This window comes from Microlunatus sp. M237, from assembly GCF_056896895.1.
In genome coordinates this window covers 133098-155738 of the sequence record NZ_JBXHBL010000001.1, presented here as the reverse complement: position 1 = coordinate 155738, position 22641 = coordinate 133098, and the positions used below count along the sequence as shown (strand labels likewise).

Sequence of the window (22641 nt, the reverse complement as noted above, 5' to 3'; positions counted from 1 at the left end):
GATGACAGCCCTCGATCCCGTGCAGGCATCCCGTCCGGAGTCGCTGTCGGCCCTGATGGGCGACGGCCGGTCCGACGAGCGCGGCACCAGCCTGTGGCGTGGAGCGTTCGCGCGGATGGCGCGAAACCCCTCGGCGATCATCGGTGCCCTGATCGTGCTCGGCTTCGTGGCGGTGGCGGTCTTCGCGCCGCTGATCGCCCCGTACGCCCCGGCCGGCAGCCAGTGGATCGACCAGGTGACGCCCAACCAGGTGCCGGGCAGCTCGGCCGAGCACCGGCTCGGCCTGGACCCCTTCGGCTCCGACCTGTTCACGCAGCTCGTCTACGGTGCCCGCCAGTCGCTGATCATCGGGGTGGTCTCCACCGCCCTCGGGCTGGTCGGCGGTGCCCTCCTCGGCGGTGTCGCCGGCGCCTTCGGTGGCTGGGTGGACACCTTGGTGATGCGGATCGTCGACATCTTGTTGTCCATCCCGTCGCTGCTGCTCGCGGTCAGCGTGGCAGCCGTGCTGGGGCGACGGCCCGCCGCGATCATGATCGCCATCGCCGCGGCGCAGATCCCGATCTTCGCCCGGTTGCTGCGCGGCTCGATGCTGGCCCAGCGCGGTCAGGACTATGTGCTGGCCTCGTTCTCGCTCGGTCTGCGCCGTCGCAGCATCGTGATGGGCCATGTGCTGCCCAACTCGCTGGGTCCGGTGATCGTCCAGGCCACCCTCACCCTGGCCACGGCGATCATCGAGGTGGCCGCGCTCAGCTATCTCGGGCTCGGCGCGGCGGACCCGGCGGTCGCCGAATGGGGCCGAATGCTGGTCAAGGCCCAGGACCGGCTGCAGAGTGACCCACACCTGACGGTGCTGCCCGGCCTCTGCATCGCCGTCACCGCACTCGGCTTCACCCTGTTCGGTGAGTCGCTGCGTGAAGCGCTCGATCCGAAGTCGAGGAGATGACCATGTCGTCCACCATCACCCCCGCTGCCGCCCCCGCCGGCGGCCGTCGCGGCAGCCGCGGCCCGGTGAACCGCGACGAGGCGCTGCTGGAGATCAAGAACCTGAGCGTACGGTTCCAGCGACGCCGGGGACCGGCGACCGCCGCTGTCGACGGGGTCTCCTTCAGCGTCAAGCCCGGCGAGATCGTCGGCGTGGTGGGGGAGTCCGGCAGCGGCAAGTCGGTGACCTCGATGGCCGTGATGGGGCTGCTGCCCCGCCGCGGGGTGCAGGTCAGCGGCGAGGTGCTCTATCGCGGCCGTGACCTGCTCCGGCTGAGCAACCGCGACCTGGCCGAGCTGCGCGGCAAGGATCTGGCCATGGTCTTCCAGGACCCGATGAGCTCCCTGAACCCCGTGATTCCGGTCGGGCTGCAGGTGACCGAGGTGCTGCGCCGCCATCAGGACATCTCCCGGTCCGCCGCCCGCGCCGAGGCCGAGGACCTGCTGCGCCGCTGTGGGATCCCGGACCCCCGCCGTCGCCTGGACGAGTATCCGCACCAGCTGTCCGGCGGCATGCGTCAGCGTGCCCTGATCGCCATCGCCTTGGCCTGCAAGCCGTCGCTGCTGATCTGCGACGAGCCGACCACCGCCCTCGACGTCACCATCCAGGCCCAGGTGCTCGAGCTGCTCAAAGAGCTGGTCAACGACCTCGGCACCGCGATGGTGATGATCACCCACGACCTCGGCGTCGTGGCCGGGCTCTGCGACTTCGTCAACGTGATGTATGCCGGTCGGGTGGTCGAGTCGGCCCCGCGGCGCGAGCTGTTCGCCCACCCGCGGCACCGCTACACCGAAGGACTGCTGAGCTCGATCCCGCGGCTGGACGCCCCCCGCGGCGAGGCGCTGCGGCCCATCCCGGGCACCCCCCGCGACACCATCTCCTGGTCGAAGGCCTGCGCGTTCGCCCCCCGGTGCCCGCATGCGGCCGACGACTGCATCGTCAGCGACCTGGAACTGATTCCGACCGCGGCACCGGCCCACCGGATGCGCTGCGTGCACCCGGCCGGGGGCATCCCCGCGGACGCCGCGCACGACGTACGAGGAGACCTGTGATGACCACCGCCTCGGAAGCCACCACCGCCTCGGTCGCGACCACCACCCGGGCGCCCGCTCTGTTGTCGGTCTCCGGGCTGGAAGTGCACTTCCCGATCAAGCAGGGCCTCGTGTTCGACCGCACCGTGGGCCACGTACGGGCGGTGGACGGAGTGGACCTCGAGATCGCCCGCGGTCAGACGTACGGGCTGGTGGGGGAGTCGGGGTGCGGGAAGTCCACGCTCGGCCGCGCCCTGCTGCGACTGGAGGAGCCGACCGGCGGGTCGGTGATCTTCGACGGCCACGACCTCGCCGCACTCAAGGCCGAGCCGCTGCGCAAGCTCCGCCGGCGGATGCAGATGGTGTTCCAGGACCCGCTGGCCAGCCTGGACCCACGTCAGTCGGTGCAGAGCCTGCTGGTCGAGCCGCTGCGGGTGCACGGGCTGTCGCCGGCTGACCGGGAGCGGTTCGGCGCGGACTCACCGAAGAACCACCTGGCCAAGGTGGCGTCGATGCTCGAGGTGGTCGGTCTGCCCCGCGGCGCGCTGGCCAAGTATCCGCACGAGTTCTCCGGCGGACAGCGGCAGCGGATCGGTATCGCCCGAGCGATGATCCTCAACCCCGACCTGGTCATCGCCGACGAGCCGGTCAGTGCGCTGGACGTCTCGGTCCAGGCGCAGGTGATCAATCTGCTGGAGGAGCTGCAGGACCTCCTCGGCCTTACCTACATCGTGATCGCGCACGACCTGGCGGTGGTCCGCCACATCTCCGACACCATCGGGGTGATGTATCTCGGTCAGCTGGTCGAGGAGGCTCCCTCCGACGACCTCTACGCCAAGCCGCTTCATCCGTACACGATCGCGCTGATGTCGGCCATCCCGATCCCCGACCCGGCGGTGGAGGATCAGCGCGAGCGGATCTTGCTGCGTGGTGACCTGCCCAGCCCGGCGAACCCGCCGAGCGGCTGCCGTTTCCACACCCGGTGCCCGTTCCGACAGCAGAGCCGGTGCGACACCGAGGTCCCTGTCCTGCGCGAGCTGACCGAGGTCGCGCCGGGTCGCCGGGTCGCCTGCCACTGGGCCGAGGAGATCATGACCGGGGCGATCGCCATCACCGACCCCGACCTGGTCGTCGAGCCGGTGGCGTGACGCGGTTCGCGACGCTGCGAACACCGGTCGGGACGCTGGGCGTGCTGGCCGGACCGGCGGGCGTGCGCCGCATCGGCTGGGGACTTCGGCCCGCCGGCGGCTCCCCGGCCGACGACGCCGGCGAGGCCGACCACTTGCTGGGTGAGGCTCTGGCCCAGCTGAGCGACTACTTCGCCGGCCGGCGGACCGCCTTCGCGTTGCCCCTGGACCTGCCGCCACCGGGGGAGTCGGTGCGCAGCACGGTGTTGCACACGCTGACCGAGACGGTCGGCTACGGTCAGACGATCACCTACGGCGAGCTCGCCGCCCGCACCGGAACTGCCATTCCGGCCCGGGCGATCGGCTCGATCATGGCCGCCAACCCGCTGCCGGTGATCATTCCGTGCCACCGGGTGGTGGCCGGCAACGGGCTCGGCGGCTTCTCCGGTGGTGAGCCGGGGCGGGAGCGGGAGACCAAGGTGTGGCTGCTGGAGTGCGAGGGAGCACTGCCGCCGACCCTGCTCTGAGCTAGAGGTACATGCCCTGCAGCGGCCGGTCGGTAGGCGGTGCCTCTCGCGGGATGTCCACGCTGAGCAGCATCCGGATGGCGTCCGGGGTCGGGTCGGGCATCGAGATGATCCGCTCCGCCTGAATCGAGACAGCCTCCTCGAACAGGTTGCGGACGAACCTGCCGTTACCGAAACCGGGTGGGTGCGGGTGCGGCACCAAGGAACGTAGGGTCTCGTCCACGCCGGGACCGACCACGAAGCCTTGCGCGGTGGCGATCAGACGGAAGATGGCGACCAGGTCGTCGTCGCTGTAGTCCTCGAACGTCAGCGTCTTGGGAAATCTCGACGCCAGACCGGGGTTGGAGGCGAGGAACCGGCGCATCTCCGCCGGATAGCCGGCCACGATCACCACCACCTCGTCGCGGCGGTCCTCCATCATCTTGAGGAGGGTGGCGACTGCCTCGACCCCGAAGTCTCGGTGTGAGTCGGCGGGGATCAACGCGTAGGCCTCGTCGATGAACAGCACGCCGCCGGATGCCTTGTTGAACATCTTGCGGACCTTGGGTGCTGTCTGGCCGATGTACTCACCGACCAGGTCGACCCGGCTGGCCTCCACCAGGTGGCCGTTGGACAACGTTCCGAGCTCGGCGTAGATCCGCGCCAGCAGCCGGGCGATGGTTGTCTTGGCCGTGCCGGGGTTGCCCAGGAAGACCATGTGTCGCGATCGGTCACTCTCCGGCATCCCGGCCTGGCGGCGGAGCTGGTCGGCGCGAGCCTCCGCCACGAGCCGGCGAACCTGCTGCTTGACCGGTTCCAGCCCGATCAGGGCAGCCAGCTCACCCTGCGGGTCGCCGATCTCCACCTCCGGGATGTCGTCATCGACCTCGTCGATGTCGGTGTCGGTGGACGCCAGGGGGCGCGGCCGCGGCCGGCTCGCGGGGGCCACCACCGGGTGGGTGACTCGTTCGCTCATCCGGGCGGCGAAGGACTGCACCAACGGGTTGACGGCTCGGCGGACGGTGAACAGCTCCTCCACATCGGTGACGAAGCCGATCGTGTCGGGCGACCGGGACGGCTGCGGCGCTCGGGGCAGCCCGGCGACGACGCGCGACACCTGGGCGGCCATGGCCAGCCACACCCGGCACGCCTCGATCTCACCGGCCAGCATCCCGCGGGCCAGCCAGCCGCGGTTCTCCTGCAGCCAGCTGTCGGCGTCGAAGCCGTTGCGCAGGTCCTCGAAGGCGGCCGAGATCTCGGCGAACTCGTCCGAGCCGACGGCGACCGAGAGACCGGCGGGCAGGGTCGCGAGCTTGTCGGCCAGCGCCATCGACGCGACCGTCACCGGCACGCTCTGCGCCCGGGTGGTGACCGCAGCCAGATGATGGTGGGCCGCGGCGAGACCTTGGTAGGACCAGGCCAACGCGGCCGGCCAACCACCGATCTCGGGCAGCAGGGCGAGCTCGTCCTCGGTCAGCAGCTGGTGGCGCCAGCTCCGGGCCACCTCGGGGTACGGCTGCGTGCAGTGTTCGTGCAGCAGTGTCGCCGAGCTCAGCACGCGGTCGTAGACCGCCATCAGGGCCTCGGCGCGACCGCGCAGCGGCGCGACCTCGGCCAGAAACGCCACGCAGTCGCGGGACAGCTCCAGTGCCGACCGGCGCCGCTCGGGGTCAGCGCCGGCGAACTTGAGCAGGAACAGCGGCCACTCAGCGTCGGTCAGATACCAGTTGCGGGCGACCATCGGCTCGCGCCGCTGGCCGGGCGACAGGTATTCGGCGATCAGCTGCTCGGGGAACTGGGCGTGCTCCCCGGCGAAGATGGCGACGTAGCCGCCGAGTGCCATGGCGATGTTCTGCAGGAACGGCGCCACGTCCCGGGTGTTGTCCGGCCAGCTGGTCCAGTTCTGGCTCGCTCCGGCGCGGGGGTCCTCGACCAGTTCGCGGACCCGGACCTGGGCCGCTTCCCACCAGCCGGGCGGCACCCGCCAGGGCGCGGCGACACCGATCACGTCGATGTATGGCTCACCGGACATCAAGACGGCCAGATCGTCGGGCAACACCAGTCTCGACACCGCTGATCTCCTCCCCGAATGTGGCGACATCCTCGCACCTACGGCCGGGCGGCGATACCGCCAGGCCGCCAGCATGTCAGGCAGCCACGGTCGGGCCCATTAGGCTCACCCCGACGGTCGTGTCGCCGACACGCCGCACAGCGAAGGAGCGTGGGTGCATGTCGGACAATCCGGTGGTCGTGGTGGCTGTCTTCCAGGCGGCCGAGGGCCGTCTGGCTGAGCTGCGCGAAGCCCTGGTCGCTTCCATCCCGGCGGTGCACGCCGAGCCGGGGTGTGAGCTGTACGCGATCCATGACGCCCCCGGCGACACCATCTACATGCTGGAGAAGTGGACCACTGCGGCGCTGCTGGACGCCCACGGCGCCGGCGAAGCCGTCCGCCAGCTGGTGGAGCGGACCACCGGACTCATGGCCGGGCCCACCTCGGTGATCCGGATGTCGCCCATCCCCGCCGGCACCCCGGAGCAGGGTCTGATCTGACGCTGGTGCCGCCGGAGTGAGAACGTCGCGGCCGGTATGCTGCGCCGGACTAGATTTGACCTGTGAGCAGCACCGACACCCGATCGCACACGCCGAACGCCGCCTTCGGTGACCAGGCCATCCGCGCCCGCGCGGCGGCGCGGGTGCTGGCGCGTTCCACCCGGGCGGCCAAGGACGCCGGGTTGCAGGCGATGGCCGACGCGCTGGCCAAGGCCGAGACGCAGGTGCTGGAGGCCAACGAGCGCGATGTCACCCGGGCCGAGGCCGGCGGCACCGCGGCGGCGCTGGTCGACCGGCTGCGGCTGACCAGTGAGCGGCTGGCCGGGATGGTCGAGGGACTGCGCTCGCTCGCGGCCCTGCCCGATCCGGTCGGTGACGTGGTCCGAGGCTGGACGAACCCCAATGGAGTCCAGGTCCGCCAGGTGCGGGTGCCGTTCGGCGTGGTGGGCATCATCTACGAGGCGCGTCCCAACGTGACCGCCGACGCCGGCGGCATCTGCCTGAAGTCCGGCAACGCCGCGCTGCTCCGAGGGTCGTCGTCAGCGGTCGAGTCCAACGCCGCCGTGGTGACGGCGCTCCGGGCAGGGCTGGCCGCGTCAGGCTTGCCCGAGGATGCGATCCAGCTGGTCACCGGTCCTCGCGAGGTGACCACCGCGATGATGCAGGCACGTGGCCTGGTGGACGTCCTCATCCCGCGTGGCGGGGCCGGCCTGATCGAGGCGGTGGTGCGCGACTCCCAGGTGCCGGTGATCGAGACCGGGGTGGGCAACTGTCACCTGTTCGTCGATGCCAGCGCGGACCAGGCCATGGCCCTGGAGATCCTGCTGAACGCCAAGACCCAGCGGCCCTCGGTGTGCAACGCGGTGGAGACCCTCTTGGTGCACGCCGACATCGCTGCCGAGTTCCTGCCCGGCGCACTGTCGGCGCTGCGGGCCGCGGGCGTCACAGTGCACGGCGACGAGCGGGTGGCGTCCTACGGCGAGGTGCTGCCCGCCGACGACGCCGACTTCGCCGAGGAATACCTGTCCCTCGACCTGGCCGCAGCGGTGGTGGAGTCACTGGACGCCGCCCTTGGTCATATCCGGACGTACTCCACCGGTCACAGCGAGACCATCGTCACCGATTCGGCCTCGTCGGCGCAGCGCTTCGTCGCCGAGGTCGACGCCGCGGCCGTGCTGGTGAACGCGTCCAGCCGCTTCGTCGACGGGGGCGAGTTCGGCTTCGGGGCGGAGATCGGCATCTCGACCCAGAAGCTGCACGCCAGGGGACCGATGGGGCTGGTGGAGATGACCTCGACCAAGTACGTGGTCACGGGCGCCGGTCAGACCCGCGGCTGAGTCGGTGGCCGGGCCCGGGGGGCGTCACTCGGCGACGGCGGGGCGGGGGCGGGGCCTGGCGGCACCAGTGGAAGATGACCGGTAGTCTTCAGCCATGATGTTCGGACTCACACTGCTCGAAACCGAAGTCGGTCACGAGCTTCCCATCCCGGCCTGGGGCTTCGGTCTGATCGCTTTCGGTCTGCTGATCGCCGCGCTGCTGATCACGCTGTCCATCGGCAAGGGCCGCGCGCACAGCTAGATGTCCGACTCACCGCGGCCATCACCCACCGGCCTGGCCCGCAACCGCTCGGCCGCGTCCGCGCATCGCTATCGCCTCGGCGTGATGGGCGGCACGTTCGACCCGATCCACCACGGCCACCTCGTGGCGGCGAGCGAGGTCGCCACCAAGTTCTCCCTCGACGAGGTCGTCTTCGTTCCGACCGGCGAACCATGGCAGAAGGCCGACCGGCAGGTCTCCGAGGCCGAGGACCGCTATCTGATGACGGTGATCGCCACCGCCTCCAACCCGCGGTTCACGGTCAGCCGCGTCGATATCGACCGACCCGGGATGACCTACACCGTCGACACGCTGAAGGACATCCGGGCCGAACGCGGCGAGGACGTCGACCTGTTCTTCATCACCGGCGCCGACGCGATGGCACAGATCATGACCTGGCGTGGGGTGGAGGAGCTGTTCACCCTGGCCCACTTCGTGGCTTGTACCCGCCCGGGGGTGGAGCTGGATTCGCCGGCGATCGACCAGCTGCCGCAGGAGCGGGTGACACTGATGGAGGTGCCCGCGCTCGCCATCTCCTCCACCGACTGCCGCCAGCGGGTGACCGAGGCGAACCCGATCTGGTATCTGGTCCCGGACGGGATCGTCCAGTACATCGCCAAGCGTGGTCTCTACCACTCCAGCTGAACATCGCGCACCTACGTACCAACGAGAAGAGAAATCCTGTGACTGCCACCGAACGCGCCATCGCCCTGACCCGGGCCGCGGCCACCGCCGCCGCCGACAAGCTGGGCACCGACCTGGTCGCCTACGACGTCTCGGAGCAGCTGGCCATCACCGACGTCTTCCTCGTCGTCACCGCGTCTAACGAGCGTCAGGTCGGCGCCGTGGTGGATGGGATCGAGGAGGCGCTGCGAGCCATGGATGCCAAGCCCGTTCGCCGCGAGGGGGATCGGCTGCAGCGCTGGGTACTGCTGGACTATCTCGACGTGGTGGTGCACGTGCAGCACACCGAGGAGCGCAAGTTCTATGCCCTCGAGCGGCTCTGGCACGACTGCCCCCGGATCGAGCTCCGGGTCGACGAGACCCGATGACCGCCGCGCGCCTGATCGTCTGGCGCCATGGCCGTACCTCGTGGAACCACACCGGCCGCTACCAGGGCCAGGCCGACATCGAGCTGGACGACCTCGGTCAGGCGCAGGCCAAGGCCACTGCCCAGCTGCTGGCCCGCTACGAGCCGGCCGAGATCGTGTCCAGTGACCTGTCCCGGGCGCGGGCGACAGCAGCCGCGCTGGCCGAGGTCACCGGCCTGGAGGTCCGCTACGACGTACGGCTGCGGGAGATCCACGTCGGCACCTGGCAGGGTCTGACCGCCGACCAGGCGCGGCTGCTGGACCCGGAGACCGTCGACCGGTTGGCCGCCGGCGAGGACGTACGCCGCTCACCGACCGGCGAGACGGTCTCCGAGGTCGGACACCGGGTCGCTGAGGCCTTCGAGGAGATCGCCGCCGCCGCTCCCGACGGCTCAACCGTGGTGGTCACCATGCACGGGCTGGCTGCCCGCGCCGGCATCGGTTGCCTGGTCGGACTGCCGCCTGAACTGTGGAACCGGCTGGCCGGCATGGACAACTGCGCCTGGGCCACCGTGGTGCGCCACCGCAGCGGCGGATTCTGGCGGTTGGAGGACTACAACGTCACCGGACTGGGCGAGCTGAACGGGCCGATTTCGTGACTGGGCAGGGAATCGGCTAGTATCTACGAGGCTTGTTCGACACGGTGTGACGGGCGAGACGCGAGGGGCATTGGCGCAGTTGGTAGCGCGCTTCCATGGCATGGAAGAGGTCAGGAGTTCGAATCTCCTATGCTCCACCAGCAAGACACCTAGTCAGAGGCGTATTCAGTGCTCTTATTGACTCAAGAGCAGCCCTGACAGGCTCCAATGACAACGGATTCTGACAGCACACCACGTTCTGACAGCACCTGCATATTGGTGTTCTCGACCGACCCCTGCACAGTTGACAGCACAGTGTGTTGTCAGCACGCCAACTGCTCGGTTGTCTGGCCGCTCACGTACCAGGCCGTGCAGCCAGCGGCTGCACCGCTCGCAGCAGTGCGGCCTGCGCCTCGCTCGACGCATCGAGCCACTCACCGAACTCGTCGTCGGAGTCAGTCATTCGGTACTTGACGTGCACTCCCACGATCCGCTCCGCAGCCTCTGAGATATCACCGGCGTTCAGGACGCGAAGTCGCAGGCTCAGGCTCTGCATTTCGGCGAGCATGGAGTTGAGGTCCGAAACATACTCGGCATGCTGCTGAGCCTGTCGCGCCCCGTAGGCCAATCTCAGGATGCCGAACTGAAGGCTGAACTTGAACGCCAGCCCCAGGAGAGTCGAGGCTAGGGACTGAACCTCAGTGACCCAGCGTTCCTGCGCTTCACGCTTCGCACGGCTGCTTTCGTGGCTGTGCGTCGTCAGGTAGGTGATGACGCCACCGACGAGGACACCAAGCAAACGGCACCAGCATCTGAATCAACGTCATGCCGGGAGCCTAGCGGGCGGCTGAGGCCCGTACTGAGACCAGAAGTGGTGGAGTACGAGGGCTAAAAGGATGGCCAAGGACCTCGTGGGCACCTAGCAGGATCTACGAGCCTGATTCCCGCTGAGTTGGACCTCAGCAAGGACCGCGCTGGACGCTACGTCGTCAGTGCAATCTTCGGCAGCCCAGCACGTCGCACAGAGGCACACTCGGGCTATCCGCCTCGCAGAGCCCTACGCTTGAATAGGTATGCCCGCACCTTCCTGAACGGAGCCCGGTTCTCCAAGCGTGGGTGGTTGTGGTGAGTGATAACACGCGCGCCGAAGATGAAGATGTCGTGAGCGTCTTGGAACTTCAGCTCCCAGGCTGTCAACTCGTCAGGATCAAATTCGATATCACTACTACTTGCCTCTTGCAGGACTATGAGCATGTTGCGCGCGGCCTCGATCAGATCGTCGGGGGCCATGACCTGGAGCCTGGTGTACAGATTCGAGAAGTTGAATGCCGTCTTCTCCAGGGGGTCCAGAGCCTCATCCCACTGCGCCCGTACCTCGGGCGTCAACGGACGGGCAGGCTCCGCCTTGTTCAACCTCTCCACGGTGGTAAGAAATGTGGTGGCGAAATCGACAGCCTCGTTCGCCATCTCTATGCACGTGGCCTGGACCTGTAGGCGAGCAGTCTCCCTGGCGGCTGCCCTGCTACGACTCTTGTCTGCGAACCACCCCGCAAGAAGACCAATAACGATGCCCAACAGACCGTTCCACCACGGCGCAGTCGCGCTCATCCAAAATTCCATGGCATGAGGCTAACTGGTTGGCGATCTAAGCCCTCGGGAATGGAAGCCTCAAGAGGACGTCACGGTGTTCTACAATGCGCTCAGATCGGGCACACACGGCGTCTCAGCGGCACACCCAGAGATAGCAGAGCCCTCTGCCTTCCCACAAGGACAGAGGGCTCGCTGTTCGAACTCTATTCGGGAGTGTCCTGAGTCGAGACAGTGCTAGGGAACGTTAGCGCCTGACAACACATTCAACAACACTAGAGGGTTCGGACGGATGTGAACCCTGACGACCCGCAATGAGGACTAACGTAAATTGCCTAGTTAGCGGGCGCTCGTGCTCTTGTTCTAGGGTTGGTAGCGCGCTTCCATGGCATGGAAGAGGTCCGGAGTTCGAGTCTCCTATGCTCCACCAGCAAGACACTTAGTCAGAGGCACATTCAGCGCCTCTCATTGCGGATCGGTATCCAAGTAGTTCGTCGGTCTGCTGGTCGGGCAGCAGGTGTTGTCGGGTCGGTTGCGTCCCGACGACACGCCACACAGCCGGAATCGGGTCCGCGGCGCGGGCGGTGGCGGCCCTCGGCCTGGAAGACGTACAGCAGCTGACCAACGGTTCGGTGCTGCAGGGGGGAGCAGCCTGGCTGCGCCCGAGGCGCCTGCGGGCAGTGTCTTCGCCTACAGCATCGTGGGCTACATCCTGCGGGCGGAGAGGCTGACCTCGGTGACCGGCAGCTTGCTGCCGGTTCTGGCTCAGCAGGCATTGTTCGAGCCACTGGGTATGACCGGTAGCCGTCTCTCGACCGAGCGAAGTCCCGGTACGTGCCATCGCCCCGATCCAGTCTTGATCGGCTTGGATCTGCGGTTCGGCCCACTGGTGGTCAGTCGGTATCCGGCCTCGGATGGCGGAGGCGAAGTCGGGGGAAGCGTCGGATCGCGCGAGTTTGCATCGCGACTACCCCGATGATGAGATACCCAGCACCCATCACCCAGGAACCGACTTGTGTCGCGTCGGCTTCTGGCGTGATGAAGACGAGCCAGCTGGCCGCGAGGTTGTTCAGGGCGTGCAACCAGATCGCGACCGAAGGCCGGCCGTCGGTTGCTTCGAGTGCCCTTGTCAGGAGCAACGATAGGCCGAGAAGCACCATCGCGAAGGCGGGCATGGGAACGTAGGTCTGGATCGAGCCGGGTGTCCACCACAACGGCAGATGCCAACAGAACCAGATTGCACCGATGACAAGTGGCGTGCGCCAGCGTCCGGTTCGACTACGAACGGCGGGGTGCAGCCATCCGCGCCAACCGATCTCCTCTTGGCCGCCGCCGGCGACGAGCATCACGAGTAGCTGCGGCAGAATCAGCCACAGCGACGGCGACGCCGGCACCGGGTCGCCCCAGAGCCGCTGTGACCAGGACGCGACCCCGGCTACCGCGAAGATCGCCAGTGACGGAGCGACCCATGCGGTCCACGGCCCGGACGGGATCACGCAGCGCCCGAGCTTGCGCCACGCGCCGCGCGCATCGCTCGATCGGCACCAGATCGTCCATGCGGCAAGAGCCGGGGCGCAGGTGCCAAGAAAGGTAGCCACCTCTGCGAGTGGAGAGTCCGGATCTCTTGTCAGCAGCAGGATGGAGAGCGCCCACCACGCCCAGGCCCACCCGAAAGCGATGGTGACGAAAGCACCGATCCCCATGCGGCCGCGCTCAGTCATCGGAGGGCACCGAGAAGATGGCGAGCTGCACTTCCACCGTCTCCCCGTCCACTCCGGGCTCATCAGCGAGCTGTTCCCACCGAGCGAGCACGGCGTCGATCTCGGCCACGAGGTCCGCTTGCCGTGCAGCAGAGACGTTGAAACGCAGCTCACTGACACGGGTCGCCTCCACGCGATCCGGCGGGACCTTCCCGGCGCTCAACCGTTCAGCGAACCGCGCCACTCGCCGCCCCCGCTCGAACATCACCGCTTCGGCGGCGCCCACTACGCCGTCACCCCCGCTGAGTGTCAGCGCATCGACCTCGGGAAGTGTGACGACTCGCCACCAACGCTCACGGTCGGTGCCCTTATCGCCGTCTTCATCGATCAGTCCTGCCCGTGCGAGTGAGCGCAAGTGATAGCTGACGTTTCCGCGGGTCTGCGCGGTACGCCTAGCCAACATCGCCGAGGTGGCTGACCCCTCCCGAAGCTCCATCAGCAAACGAACCCGCAGCGGGTGCGCAAGGGCGCGCAGCACGCCGGGTGACGTTTCAGGGTTCACAGGCCGATACGCTAGTGCAAACACTTCTTTGCATCTAGTGTGCGATAAAGTCCCTGGTCAGGCGGTGATTGGCGACTCTCCGCTGGTCATGCTCTGCACTCCAGCGCCTCCCTTCCCGGGGCCCAGCACTCAAGAACGCGACCGGGCGGCAGGCCAGCGAGACGATCAAATGAGCACAAGCTTGCTCGCCCCAGGCAACTGTGCGCTAGCTCCCGCCGTGCTGTTGATTTGGTTTCTCCCTTCGCTGGCAACGCGCACGGTTCTAACGGCGTCGCTATTCCGTTTCACGGCAAATAGGGGAGGGGGGCTTACGCATAAGGTCACAGTTTGGTAACGTAGAAGACATGTTGAACAATACGAAACGAGTAATAGCAACCGCCGCTGTGGCCGGGTCTATGACCTTCGCGTCGCTGTTCACCGCTACCACCGCCAGTGCGGATCCAAGTTATGCCACGGGCACGCCGGATATCACCAACACCTCCTCGAATGCTGAACTCGGCGAGTTCCTCGATGCCGCAAACACGGGCGTCGCCGCGTGCGGCCTCCTTGGGCCGGTAGCCGTGGCCTGCCAGTTGTCCTACAACGCGCACGGACCGGGTGAGATGGAGTCGATTTACTATCGCGGCTGCGATCTGCAGGCGCGTACCTGGATCAATCCTCAGTCGACCGGCAGCTACGACCGCTCGTGGACCTCGTATGCAGCTGTCAACTGCGGATAGCACCGACACTCGTCTGTAAGCATCTGCTATTGGTGGGGCCGCTGACGAACAGTCAATTGCTCCACCAATAAGCAGGTCGCAACCTCGTCAGATCAGAGTTTCGGAACTCGGCGGCTTGAAAGTGGTCAGCCGCTGAGTGTTCCTGCAGCCAAATTGCGAAATCGAAATCTCCCTGGGCATTGGCGCGATAGTTTTGCATGTGGCCCGGGTCGCAGCGGTGTGCGGCCAAACGCTGTCCTACGACACGCACGGCGAGACGCGACCGGTGTTGCCATTAACGGTGACTCTGGATGAGGCGGCGAGCACTTCGGTCGCTCGTGGAACTGCGAGGACGGCGGGTATCCCGATTTCCCTAGCGACAATCGCGGCATGAGAGAGGACTCCGCCGGTCTCGGTCACCACCGCGGCTGCGACGGTGAACAGTGGCGTCCACGCCGGGTCCGTGTGGCGGCAAACGATCACGTCCCCGCGTTCCACCTTGGCAAAGTCAGCGGGACCGCGCACGAGGCGAACGGGTCCGGAGGCGACACCTGGACTGGCTGGCTCGCCGATGATGGCCGCCCCAGCGTCAGCAGCGGGTGGCGGCGTTATGCGCTCGGGTACGGGTACGGGTGCTGTGACGGGCCGGGCTTGAAGGATCCACGTCGAGTGTCCGGTGATGGCCCATTCGATGTCTCGAGGACCGCGCAGCGTGGCGGAGACCTCCGCGCCCACGGCGTGCAGGTGCAGCACCTGAGTATCGGTGAGACAGGGATTCATCTGCTCGACAGGCGCGATGGCGCGCGTGACGAGGCGGCCGTCGTGGCGGTCCGTGCGCTCGGTCTTGCGGCCTAGTCGGCGCTCGATGATCCCGACGTCGCCGACGCGCCAGGAATCCGGAGTGACGTGGCCGGCGACGATGCGTTCTCCAAGTCCCCAGGAGCCTTCGATCACGCTGCCGCCGTCGGTGAACATGATCCCGGAGACGCTCGCATCGACGAACTGCTGGACCAGCACCGCCATATCGAACGCTGCGGTGTCCCGCATGGCTTGCCGGGTTCGGTAGGCGATCGCGCGCTCGGTCCACACCGAGGCCCAGCACTTGAGGATCGCGTCGCATACCTGCTGGGTTCCACGTACGGCAAGGAAGCTGTCGTGTTGTCCTGCCGCAGATGCGTCTTCGTCATCCTCAGCGATGGAGGATGAGCGCACGGCAAGGTAGTCGGTCGGTGCCTCGTCGGTGAGGTGCTCCAAGGCCCGAGAGACGTCATCGACGACTTGGCTCGGCAGGCGCGAGCCCAGGATGCGCGATCGAGCCTCTTCGGCTTGATTCGCGGAGAGCTCACTGAGGCGAAGCGCCGCGGCTGCGGCCCGATACGTGCTGGCAGGGAGGACAACACCTTGCGGTACGTGGAAACCTGCCCGTAGGAGGTCGGCCAAGGCAGCGGCTTTGCCACCTGCGGTCACGTGATCAGCCGCTATGAGGTTCACGACGCTCATAGTGTCTGCCACCGGCAAAGCCTGTCCAGCGCAGCGGGGTGGGCAGATGAGACATGTCGTTGACCATCACGACGACAGGAGGTTCACCGTCGGTGTGTTGGATCACCGTGAGACCCGTATTGGCGACACCGTCCAGGGACATCCATCGAGCCGGTGGGGCACCGAGCGCGTCGCGCACCAGCCAGGCAATCGGGTAGGCATGGGTGACGGCCACTTCGTGGGTCGGGCGCGAGGCCCGGATGCTCGGTGTGCCGAACCGCGCGACCAGGTCGTCGGCACTACGTCGCCCGGCTTCGGCCTCGGCGCGGTCATAGCCGTCGAAGAACCCGGTCCATGTGGGTGAGAGATCTTCGCTGTCCGGGACGAACGGGACGTGGTCGACGAGTTCAGCCGCTTCGTCGACCAGGACCCGCGGCATCTGCGCTGCGATGATCTGGGCGCTCTCGACCGCCCGGGCCAGCGGCGAATGCCACACGACATCAATGGGCAGCCGCGAGAGCCGCCGGCCGATCAGGTGAGACTGTTCCCGGCCTTCATCAGTCAACTGGCCCCAGGCGTCAGCTGCCCCGTGGCGCACGAGGTAGAGGGTGCGAGCAGCCATGAGTCATCGACCTCCCTGGCGTGGATCCGCGGAACGGTCGCGACCGAGACTCGACAGAAGGTCTTGGTGAAGCTCGGCCCACACGGTGTGGCAGGAAAGTCGCCCCACGCCCGCCACCCACCGATCGTCACCAGCGCGAGCCTTCTCCAGTGCCACCGCATACTGACGCGGGTATCGGCAGAACCGCGGAAGCTGACCGCCGAGGTGGGCCATCAGAAGACTGAGGCCATCGGCTAGGTGAGTCAGCTCCGACAGCACCTCCACGCGCCTGACCGAGCGGTCAGTGGAGGAGTGAAGCTGCCAGGCCGTGATTGCCTCGACGAGCCGGGGGTTCACGGTCCTCTCGAATTTCTCAACAGTGGCTTGGAGAACGCGCCGCGCTCCGGATGCCTCGAGTTCTTCCCCCAGCAATTCAGCGTCGCGGCCCTTGCCGGCGTCGGTGAGGATCCAGCCACCGGCGTCAGCGAAGGTCATCCGCTCGACCAGATCTTGTCGTTCGAGGCCGCGGAGAGTGTCACCGACGAGATTGGCTGCCAGGTCCGTGCGCCGCCACGCCAATTCAGATGATGCGACCATCTGAATGTTGAAAGTATCCTAGTTCCGCGAACGATGGAAGGAGCGGCGATGTCCCGGATGACGCGGGCTGAGCAGCAGGCACACAATCGCGCAGCGGTGCTGGCGGCGGCGCGGCAGGAGTTCAGCGAGTTCGGATACGGTGCGGCCAAGGTCGATCGGATCGCCGAGTGGGCGGAGTTGACGAGAGGCGCGGTCTACTCCAACTTCCCGAGCAAACGTGCTTTGTACTTGGCCGTTCTCGTCGATCTCGTCGACGGCGCTGACACCGGCACACCTGCTGGGGCGCCGGCCTCCGTGAGTGAGGCGCTTGGAGCGTTCGCTCGGAGCTGGTTGGAGCGGCTGCCGCTCCTCGATGACAGCGCGCCGGGTGGCCGCCTTCAACTGCGTTCCCTCGTCGGGGTGATCGACGATGACCACAGTCGAGTCGTCATTGCGCAACTGGCGCGGTTGGAGGCGTTGCTGCTTGCGATCGGACTCGAAGCATGCGATCGAGGTGGGGCGCCGCAGCGACGGGTCCGGCTGGCAGAGCTGGCCATGACGGTGCTGTGGGGGTCGAGCCACCTCGCTGAGTGTGCTCCCGGGTTCGGCGATCCCTTCGACCGCATCCGGGCGGTTGAGCATCTGGCGAGCCTCGAGTTGGCGGACGCCTGGGCCCCTCCGCATCTGCCGTACATCGAGCCGGCAGAGGTCTGCGAGCAGTCGTGGACGGCGCCGACCGACGTGGTGGATCGGATCGGCCGTACGAGTGTCGACCTGGACGCAGACGGCCTCATCGTCGTGCTGGGCGCGGCGCGCGCGTCTGCTGCCGAGGAGGCGTTGCGATCCGCAGTCGCCGGTGATCAGGTCAGCATCGTGATCGTCACCGGCGACCCGGCGGAGACCGGCCATCTGATCCGGCTGCGCATCAGCGATCTCCTTGGCTGCGCTCGTAGCGTCTTCCCGCTCGAGGCATGGGACAGCATTCAGCTGGTCATCGACGACACGGATCTCATCGCATCGGCTCTTGGGCTGCACAACATCGATGACGAGACCGAAGCGGCCGTCCGTATCGAGGGAGGCAGAATTGTCTCGCGCGCATCCGGCCGCGGAGCCGCGTACGCCGTTGCGATCACCGGCAGGGGTGCGCCATCGCAAAGCCTGCCACGTGACCTGTCGCCGCTGCTGCCAGCGGAGTGACCGCACGACCAAGCAGAACGCCGCCAGGAGTCGGCCCAGCGCGGCCTCAGTAGAGCAAGTGATGCCGCCGGGGTGACCAGGCCAGCACTGCGTAGATCTGCACCATCGCGGCCTGCTGGATCATCTCCGCCCGCTCACCGTCCGCACCGCCGAACAATCCGGTCTCCGGGTCGCGCCGGGTGCGCCACATCCGGTCGGCGTAGGCAGCCATGTCGTCGCGATAGCTGTCCTGACGGGTCGCCGCTCCCAGCCGGAGCAGGTTCTTGAAGTAGATCGAGTTGAAGAACGCCGGCTGGCCGTCGAGGCGGTCGTCGGTGGCGTAGAAGGCCCGGGCGGCACGGGCGATCCGGACGGCTTCGGCCAGATACCGGCGATCCCTGGTCACCTCGTACAGCGCCACATTGACGCAGACCGGCACGCCCTGGTTGTAGCTCCAGATCGTCTTCTCCACCGTGCCGGCCAGGTCCAGGTGGTCGTGGTAGAGCCCGTCCGGGCGCTGCAGGTAGCGGTTCGTCCAGCGATACATCCGCAGCGACCAGTCCAGGTAGGACCGGCGCCCGGTGATCTGATACAGCCGCAGCCCCAGTTCTGCACCGGGCATGTTGGATACCGTGTTGCGGTCCGAGCTCCACGGCGCCTGGGTCCAGAACACCCCGCCCGGCGCTGCATGGTCGGGATCTGTGTCCCACCCGGAGATGACCAGTGCGAAGATCTTCTCGGCCTCCCGGACGGCATCGCGGTCACCGAACATCCGCCACTGCTGCACATCCTTCAGCCCGACCCACTCGTTATCGTCGTAGAAGAAGTCACCGCCGTTGCCGTACGGCGGGACGACCGCGGAGGCGAACCCGGGCAGCCCGGTGCTGCCGGCCTCGCTCCAGTAGAGCTGCTGGGCGCGCTCGTGCCCGGCCAGCGCCCGGCGGTCGGCCCGGGTGGCGCCTCGCATCCCCGTCAGGTCGAGGGCGGCCACGTGGGCCTGGGAGAAGGGCCACTCGTAGGAATACTTGGGGTCCTCCGCGGTGACCGGGTAACGCTCGCGGTAGAGGCCCGACCCGTCGTCGGCGCGGAAGTATCGCTGGAGAGCGGCATAGCTGGCCCGAGCCCTGTGCTCCCACGAACGGGCGGACGTCTGTGGCGGTCTGTTGTGGGCTGCCGCGAGACCAGTCGGGACGGCGGCGGCGAGACCGACTCCGCCGAGGCCGACGGTGAAGGCGCGGCGGCTGATGGGCTGGGACTGCTGCATGGACGAACTCCCTTGTTCGAAAGGCGCCCGCTCTGGGCGCCCGGTGTGACGGTGGGGCAGTGATCTGCGGCAGCGGACACCGCAGCCATCGGGACCGACGACGGCGCTGGAGTGAGTCGATCGTCAGTCCCGCTCGATCGTCGCCACCCAGGTGGCCGATCGCGGCAGGGGATTCGGGTCGAACCTACGACACCGCCTGCCGCTTGGCAATGGGTAGATTACTTATACTTATTCGCCCGGACTTGCAAGACGTAATAGTATGAATATATGTTTCCGGCATCGTGACTGGGCAAGGGAGCATCAGATGACAGCGTTGTTGGACGGTTCCGTCCGCGGGCAGACCACGCCCGGTGAACCGCCTCGCCGGTCACGACGACGGATCGGATCCGGCCGGACCACGCGGCGGGAACAAGCGATCAACGGCTGGCTCTTCGTCGCCGTGCCGGTGATCTTGTTCATCGTCTTCCTGCTCATCCCGGTCGGCGCTGCCGCAGTGCTGAGCTTCACCGACTATTCGATCATCGGGGCCTTCGACTGGGTCGGGGTCAGCAACTACACCAAGATCTTTCGTGACTCCTTCTTCTGGATAGCGCTGCGCAACACCGCTTACTACACAGCGTTGTACGTGCCTCTCGGCATTGTCGTCGCCCTGTCGACAGCGCTGTTGCTGAACCGCAACAGCCGGGTCTCGCGGGTGTTCCGCACGTTGTTCTACATCCCGGTGGTCTCCTCGAGCGTGGCCACGGCATCGATCTGGTTCTGGCTGCTCAACCCCCAGTACGGCGTCTTCAACGTCGTGCTCGGCTGGTTCGGCATCGACGGGCCCGCTTGGCTCTACGAGTCGGCCTGGGCCATGCCGGTGATCGTGGTGATGAGCGTCTGGGCCGGGTTCGGCGCGAACATGATCATCTTCCTCGGCGGCCTCCAGGGTGTACCCCGTGACCTCTACGACGCGGCGCTGATCGACGGGGCCAATGTGTGGCGCTCGTTCTGGCACGTCACGCTGCCCGGCATCTCCAAGACGATGTTCTTGGTCTCCACCCTCCAGATCATCGGGGCCTTCCAAGTCTTCGACCAGGCCTACATCCTGACCAAGGGAGGTCCGGGCAACTCGACGGTGACGATGGTCTACTACATCTTCACCGAGGGGTTCGGCTCGCTGCGGATGGGCTATGCCTCCGCCCTCAGCTTCGTCCTCTTCTTGATCATCATGGTCTTCTCGCTCATCAACGCCAGGGTCAACGGATTGGGGGACAAGTGAGCGCCACGTCGCTGGACCCGCGCCTTGCCGCGGTCGCGATGCCGCGGAAGAAGCGCACCAGCCGGTGGCGGCTGGTCGGCAAGGCCCTGTGGTGGGTGGCCGTGGTGGCCATCGCCTTCAGCACGGTGATGCCGTTGCTGTGGACCCTCGCCACGTCGCTGAAGCCGCCGGCAGAGGTGCTCGGGGGCTATCTGTCCATCCTGCCGAGGCACCCCACCCTGGACAACTATCGCAAGGTCTTCACCGACACCCCGTTCGCTCGCTATCTGGTGAACTCGGCGGTGCTGGCCCTGACCGGCACGGCCACCAACTTGTTCTTCGGTGGCCTCGGTGGCTACGCGCTGGCCAAGCTGCGCTTTCGCGGCCGGACGCCGGTGTTCGCGCTGTTCCTCGGATCCATGATGGTCCCCGGCATCGTCACCATGGTCCCCACCTTCTTGGTGCTGCGTTACTTCCCGCTGGTGGGTGGCAACGACATCACCGGCCAGGGCGGCTTCGGCTTCATCAACACCTTCTGGGCCATCATCCTGCCCGGCGCGGCCGGTCCGATGGCGGTGTTCTTCATGCGGCAGTTCTTCCTCGCTCTGCCCGATGAGCTCGGCGAGGCAGCCCGGATCGACGGCGCTAGCGAGTTCAAGATCTTCAGCCGGGTGTATCTGCCACTGGCCAAGGGCGGTCTCGCCGTTCTGGGCGTGATGACCATCCAGGCGGGCTGGAACGCCTTCTTGTGGCCGTTGATCGTGCTCAACGACCCGCGAATGTTCACCGTCCAAGTCGCGCTGTCGTCGTTCGTCAACGAACGGGCCACCGACTTCGGGCCGCTGATGGCAGGCACCATCCTGACCAGCCTGCCGATGCTCATCCTGTTCCTGTTCACCCAGCGGTGGATCATCGAGGGCATCGCCCATATCGGCACCAAGTAAGCACGTCGGCGAGCGTCGACCAGCCCTCCCGCCCGCCGACCTTCTCTCCAGTCAGTTCTCCCGGCCGCGGCCGACCCAACGAAGGGACTATCCATGGACATCTCACGCAGGACATTCGGAGCACTCGTGCTGGGGTCGGCGGCTGCCGGCGTCGCCGGCTGCGGCAGCTCTGACGGCGGCCAGGCATCGGGCGGCTCGGGAATCAAGGAGGTGACCTTCTGGGGTGGCTGGGTCGGCGACCAGGCCGCACAGATCACCAAGCAGGTGGCTGCCTTCAACGCAGCGCAGACGGACTACACCGTCAAGTACGTCCAGCAGAAGGAGACCGAGCAGAAGCTGCTCACCGGACTGGCGAGTGGGCAGGTGCCCGACGTCGTGCTCTGGGACCGGTTCCAGACCTCGCTGTATGTCCCCAAGGGCGCCCTGGCCGCGGTCGACGACAAGATCGCCGCCGACAAGGTCGACACCGCGCAGCTCTACGAGCAGGCACTGACTGAGATGACCGTCGACGGCAAGGTCTACGGTCTTCCGCTGATCGTCGACAACCGCTCGTTGTACTACAACGTGGAGCTGCTGGAGAAGGCCGGCGTCGAGCCACCCACCACCTGGGACAGCCTGCTCGATGTCGCGCAGAAGACGACGCAGCGCAAGAACGGCAAGCTCGCCGTCTCCGGGTTCGCGCTGGACGACCCGGGACTGTTCAGCATGTGGCTGCGCCAGGCCGGCGGGTCGATGCTGAGCTCCGACAGCCAGACGGTGGCCTTCAACTCCACCGAAGGGCTCCGGGTGCTGCAGTTCTGGAAGCAGCTGATGGACGCCGGCGTCTACGAGCCCGGCTTCGGTGCGGGCGGGGTGCCCTTCGCCGAGGGCAAGATGGCGTTGCAATACAACGGTCCGTGGGTGCTGGCCGATCTCGGCAAGGTGCCGGACCTGAAGTACGGCATCACCGAGCCGCCGGCCGGTCCCAACGGCGACAAGGCGGCCGGAATGGGCGGCTTCGGTCTGGCCATCCCGCGCGGGGCGAAGAACAGCGAGGGGGCATGGGCCTTCATGAAGTGGTGGTGCACGACGCCGGCGAACGCACTGGGCTTCGGCAAGATCTCCGGCCAGCTGCCGGCACTGAAGCCGGCGTCCCAGGACGAGTTCTTCACCGGCGACCCGAAGTACAAGGCCTTCGTCGCCACCATGGAGTACGCCGAGGTTCGGCCGGCGACACCGGGCTACTCCGACGTGGAGGGCAAGGCCCTGATTCCGGCGCTGCAGAAGTTCCTGGCCAACGAGATGGCTGCCGAGCAGGCGCTGGCCGAGGCTGAGAAGCAGGGCAACCAGATCCTCGCGAGCAACCGGAAGTGA

24 protein-coding genes and 1 tRNA gene are annotated in these 22641 nt (G+C 67.0%); 16 read left to right on the top strand and 9 right to left on the bottom strand.

What is annotated here, in order from left to right:
• The first annotated feature begins 1 nt into the window (after position 1).
• From AC1XX3_RS00730 to AC1XX3_RS00715, 4 genes are read left to right on the top strand one after another with little or no spacing between them, the layout of a single operon-like run.
• Complete coding sequence (locus AC1XX3_RS00730; RefSeq protein WP_483319160.1) at positions 2-943, top strand: ABC transporter permease; 942 nt, start codon at positions 2-4, stop codon at positions 941-943.
• 2 nt (positions 944-945) lie between these two features.
• Entirely contained in the window at positions 946-2034 is a 1089-nt protein-coding gene (locus tag AC1XX3_RS00725; RefSeq protein ID WP_483319159.1) for an ABC transporter ATP-binding protein, read from the top strand.
• The gene (locus AC1XX3_RS00720; protein WP_483319158.1) at positions 2034-3161 is read left to right on the top strand and encodes an ABC transporter ATP-binding protein; all 1128 of its coding nucleotides are present in this window, start codon (positions 2034-2036) and stop codon (positions 3159-3161) included. Before AC1XX3_RS00725 ends, AC1XX3_RS00720 begins: the two co-directional genes overlap by 1 nt.
• A complete protein-coding gene (locus tag AC1XX3_RS00715; protein ID WP_483319157.1) occupies positions 3158-3667 on the top strand; it encodes a methylated-DNA--[protein]-cysteine S-methyltransferase in 510 nt (169 codons plus the stop codon). Before AC1XX3_RS00720 ends, AC1XX3_RS00715 begins: the two co-directional genes overlap by 4 nt.
• Position 3668: 1 nt before the next feature.
• Here the strand turns inward: AC1XX3_RS00715 and AC1XX3_RS00710 are convergent, their stop codons facing one another.
• A complete protein-coding gene (locus AC1XX3_RS00710) occupies positions 3669-5717 on the bottom strand; it encodes an AAA family ATPase (RefSeq protein ID WP_483319156.1) in 2049 nt (682 codons plus the stop codon).
• 158 nt (positions 5718-5875) lie between these two features.
• Between AC1XX3_RS00710 and AC1XX3_RS00705 the strand changes: the two genes are divergently transcribed.
• From AC1XX3_RS00705 to AC1XX3_RS00675, 7 genes are all read left to right on the top strand, one after another.
• On the top strand, positions 5876-6196 hold the full coding sequence (locus AC1XX3_RS00705; protein WP_483319155.1) for a putative quinol monooxygenase: 321 nt from the start codon (positions 5876-5878) through the stop codon (positions 6194-6196).
• 62 nt (positions 6197-6258) lie between these two features.
• Positions 6259-7533: a glutamate-5-semialdehyde dehydrogenase gene (locus AC1XX3_RS00700; protein ID WP_483319154.1), complete on the top strand. Its 1275-nt coding sequence runs from the start codon at positions 6259-6261 to the stop codon at positions 7531-7533.
• Between the two features lie 94 nt (positions 7534-7627).
• Positions 7628-7774, top strand: coding sequence for a hypothetical protein (locus tag AC1XX3_RS00695; protein WP_483319153.1), 147 nt, complete (start codon positions 7628-7630; stop codon positions 7772-7774).
• Positions 7775-8437, top strand: coding sequence for a nicotinate-nucleotide adenylyltransferase (nadD, locus tag AC1XX3_RS00690; RefSeq protein WP_483319152.1), 663 nt, complete (start codon positions 7775-7777; stop codon positions 8435-8437). It abuts the gene before it with no gap.
• Positions 8438-8475: 38 nt separating this feature from the next.
• Positions 8476-8844, top strand: coding sequence for a ribosome silencing factor (gene rsfS / locus AC1XX3_RS00685; protein ID WP_483319151.1), 369 nt, complete (start codon positions 8476-8478; stop codon positions 8842-8844).
• On the top strand, positions 8841-9482 hold the full coding sequence (locus AC1XX3_RS00680) for a histidine phosphatase family protein (protein WP_483319150.1): 642 nt from the start codon (positions 8841-8843) through the stop codon (positions 9480-9482). Before rsfS ends, AC1XX3_RS00680 begins: the two co-directional genes overlap by 4 nt.
• Before the next feature lie 64 nt (positions 9483-9546).
• Positions 9547-9622, top strand: a tRNA-Ala gene (locus tag AC1XX3_RS00675).
• 194 nt (positions 9623-9816) lie between these two features.
• Here AC1XX3_RS00675 and AC1XX3_RS00670 read toward each other — a convergent pair.
• The 4 genes from AC1XX3_RS00670 to AC1XX3_RS00655 form a co-directional block, all read right to left on the bottom strand.
• The gene (locus AC1XX3_RS00670; protein WP_483319149.1) at positions 9817-10260 is read right to left on the bottom strand and encodes a hypothetical protein; all 444 of its coding nucleotides are present in this window, start codon (positions 10258-10260) and stop codon (positions 9817-9819) included.
• A 239-nt stretch (positions 10261-10499) separates the two neighbouring features.
• The gene (locus AC1XX3_RS00665; RefSeq protein WP_483319148.1) at positions 10500-11081 is read right to left on the bottom strand and encodes a hypothetical protein; all 582 of its coding nucleotides are present in this window, start codon (positions 11079-11081) and stop codon (positions 10500-10502) included.
• An 860-nt stretch (positions 11082-11941) separates the two neighbouring features.
• Positions 11942-12769 (bottom strand): CPBP family intramembrane glutamic endopeptidase, encoded by an 828-nt coding sequence (locus tag AC1XX3_RS00660; RefSeq protein ID WP_483319147.1) that lies wholly within the window; start codon positions 12767-12769, stop codon positions 11942-11944.
• Complete coding sequence (locus AC1XX3_RS00655; protein ID WP_483319146.1) at positions 12762-13310, bottom strand: helix-turn-helix domain-containing protein; 549 nt, start codon at positions 13308-13310, stop codon at positions 12762-12764. The genes AC1XX3_RS00660 and AC1XX3_RS00655 overlap by 8 nt, the downstream gene beginning before the upstream one ends.
• A 395-nt stretch (positions 13311-13705) precedes the next feature.
• Here AC1XX3_RS00655 and AC1XX3_RS00650 point away from each other — a divergent pair, with 395 nt between their 5' ends.
• Positions 13706-14029, top strand: coding sequence for a hypothetical protein (locus AC1XX3_RS00650; protein WP_483319145.1), 324 nt, complete (start codon positions 13706-13708; stop codon positions 14027-14029).
• A gap of 237 nt (positions 14030-14266) precedes the next feature.
• Here AC1XX3_RS00650 and AC1XX3_RS00645 read toward each other — a convergent pair whose 3' ends face one another.
• The 3 genes from AC1XX3_RS00645 to AC1XX3_RS00635 are packed head-to-tail and all read right to left on the bottom strand — an operon-like array spanning position 14267 to position 16685.
• On the bottom strand, positions 14267-15508 hold the full coding sequence (locus AC1XX3_RS00645) for a PEP/pyruvate-binding domain-containing protein (RefSeq protein ID WP_483319144.1): 1242 nt from the start codon (positions 15506-15508) through the stop codon (positions 14267-14269).
• On the bottom strand, positions 15480-16109 hold the full coding sequence (locus tag AC1XX3_RS00640) for a histidine phosphatase family protein (RefSeq protein ID WP_483319143.1): 630 nt from the start codon (positions 16107-16109) through the stop codon (positions 15480-15482). Before AC1XX3_RS00640 ends, AC1XX3_RS00645 begins: the two co-directional genes overlap by 29 nt.
• 3 nt (positions 16110-16112) lie before the next feature.
• Positions 16113-16685 (bottom strand): hypothetical protein, encoded by a 573-nt coding sequence (locus tag AC1XX3_RS00635; protein WP_483319142.1) that lies wholly within the window; start codon positions 16683-16685, stop codon positions 16113-16115.
• A gap of 48 nt (positions 16686-16733) precedes the next feature.
• On the opposite strand from AC1XX3_RS00635, the gene AC1XX3_RS00630 reads away from it, so the two are divergent.
• A complete protein-coding gene (locus AC1XX3_RS00630) occupies positions 16734-17861 on the top strand; it encodes a TetR/AcrR family transcriptional regulator (RefSeq protein WP_483319141.1) in 1128 nt (375 codons plus the stop codon).
• A 46-nt stretch (positions 17862-17907) separates the two neighbouring features.
• Here the strand turns inward: AC1XX3_RS00630 and AC1XX3_RS00625 are convergent, their stop codons facing one another.
• On the bottom strand, positions 17908-19104 hold the full coding sequence (locus AC1XX3_RS00625; RefSeq protein WP_483319140.1) for a glycoside hydrolase family 76 protein: 1197 nt from the start codon (positions 19102-19104) through the stop codon (positions 17908-17910).
• A 304-nt stretch (positions 19105-19408) separates the two neighbouring features.
• On the opposite strand from AC1XX3_RS00625, the gene AC1XX3_RS00620 reads away from it, so the two are divergent.
• The 3 genes from AC1XX3_RS00620 (at position 19409) to AC1XX3_RS00610 (ending at position 22641) form a co-directional block, all read left to right on the top strand.
• Positions 19409-20365 (top strand): carbohydrate ABC transporter permease, encoded by a 957-nt coding sequence (locus tag AC1XX3_RS00620; protein WP_483319139.1) that lies wholly within the window; start codon positions 19409-19411, stop codon positions 20363-20365.
• Complete coding sequence (locus AC1XX3_RS00615) at positions 20362-21288, top strand: carbohydrate ABC transporter permease (RefSeq protein ID WP_483319138.1); 927 nt, start codon at positions 20362-20364, stop codon at positions 21286-21288. Before AC1XX3_RS00620 ends, AC1XX3_RS00615 begins: the two co-directional genes overlap by 4 nt.
• Positions 21289-21381: 93 nt before the next feature.
• Entirely contained in the window at positions 21382-22641 is a 1260-nt protein-coding gene (locus AC1XX3_RS00610; RefSeq protein WP_483319137.1) for an ABC transporter substrate-binding protein, read from the top strand.

Bases quoted from the DNA above. Each gene is read 5' to 3' on its own strand.
- AC1XX3_RS00730 (WP_483319160.1), top strand. From the start codon at position 2: ATGACAGCCCTCGATCCCGTGCAGGCATCCCGTCCGGAGTCGCTGTCG.
- AC1XX3_RS00725 (WP_483319159.1), top strand. From the start codon at position 946: ATGTCGTCCACCATCACCCCCGCTGCCGCCCCCGCCGGCGGCCGTCGC.
- AC1XX3_RS00720 (WP_483319158.1), top strand. From the start codon at position 2,034: ATGACCACCGCCTCGGAAGCCACCACCGCCTCGGTCGCGACCACCACC.
- AC1XX3_RS00705 (WP_483319155.1), top strand. From the start codon at position 5,876: ATGTCGGACAATCCGGTGGTCGTGGTGGCTGTCTTCCAGGCGGCCGAG.
- AC1XX3_RS00695 (WP_483319153.1), top strand. From the start codon at position 7,628: ATGATGTTCGGACTCACACTGCTCGAAACCGAAGTCGGTCACGAGCTT.
- nadD (WP_483319152.1), top strand. From the start codon at position 7,775: ATGTCCGACTCACCGCGGCCATCACCCACCGGCCTGGCCCGCAACCGC.
- AC1XX3_RS00680 (WP_483319150.1), top strand. From the start codon at position 8,841: ATGACCGCCGCGCGCCTGATCGTCTGGCGCCATGGCCGTACCTCGTGG.
- AC1XX3_RS00665 (WP_483319148.1), bottom strand. From the start codon at position 11,081: ATGGAATTTTGGATGAGCGCGACTGCGCCGTGGTGGAACGGTCTGTTG.
- AC1XX3_RS00660 (WP_483319147.1), bottom strand. From the start codon at position 12,769: ATGACTGAGCGCGGCCGCATGGGGATCGGTGCTTTCGTCACCATCGCT.
- AC1XX3_RS00650 (WP_483319145.1), top strand. From the start codon at position 13,706: ATGACCTTCGCGTCGCTGTTCACCGCTACCACCGCCAGTGCGGATCCA.
- AC1XX3_RS00645 (WP_483319144.1), bottom strand. From the start codon at position 15,508: ATGAGCGTCGTGAACCTCATAGCGGCTGATCACGTGACCGCAGGTGGC.
- AC1XX3_RS00640 (WP_483319143.1), bottom strand. From the start codon at position 16,109: ATGGCTGCTCGCACCCTCTACCTCGTGCGCCACGGGGCAGCTGACGCC.
- AC1XX3_RS00635 (WP_483319142.1), bottom strand. From the start codon at position 16,685: ATGGTCGCATCATCTGAATTGGCGTGGCGGCGCACGGACCTGGCAGCC.
- AC1XX3_RS00630 (WP_483319141.1), top strand. From the start codon at position 16,734: ATGTCCCGGATGACGCGGGCTGAGCAGCAGGCACACAATCGCGCAGCG.
- AC1XX3_RS00625 (WP_483319140.1), bottom strand. From the start codon at position 19,104: ATGCAGCAGTCCCAGCCCATCAGCCGCCGCGCCTTCACCGTCGGCCTC.
- AC1XX3_RS00620 (WP_483319139.1), top strand. From the start codon at position 19,409: ATGACAGCGTTGTTGGACGGTTCCGTCCGCGGGCAGACCACGCCCGGT.
- AC1XX3_RS00610 (WP_483319137.1), top strand. From the start codon at position 21,382: ATGGACATCTCACGCAGGACATTCGGAGCACTCGTGCTGGGGTCGGCG.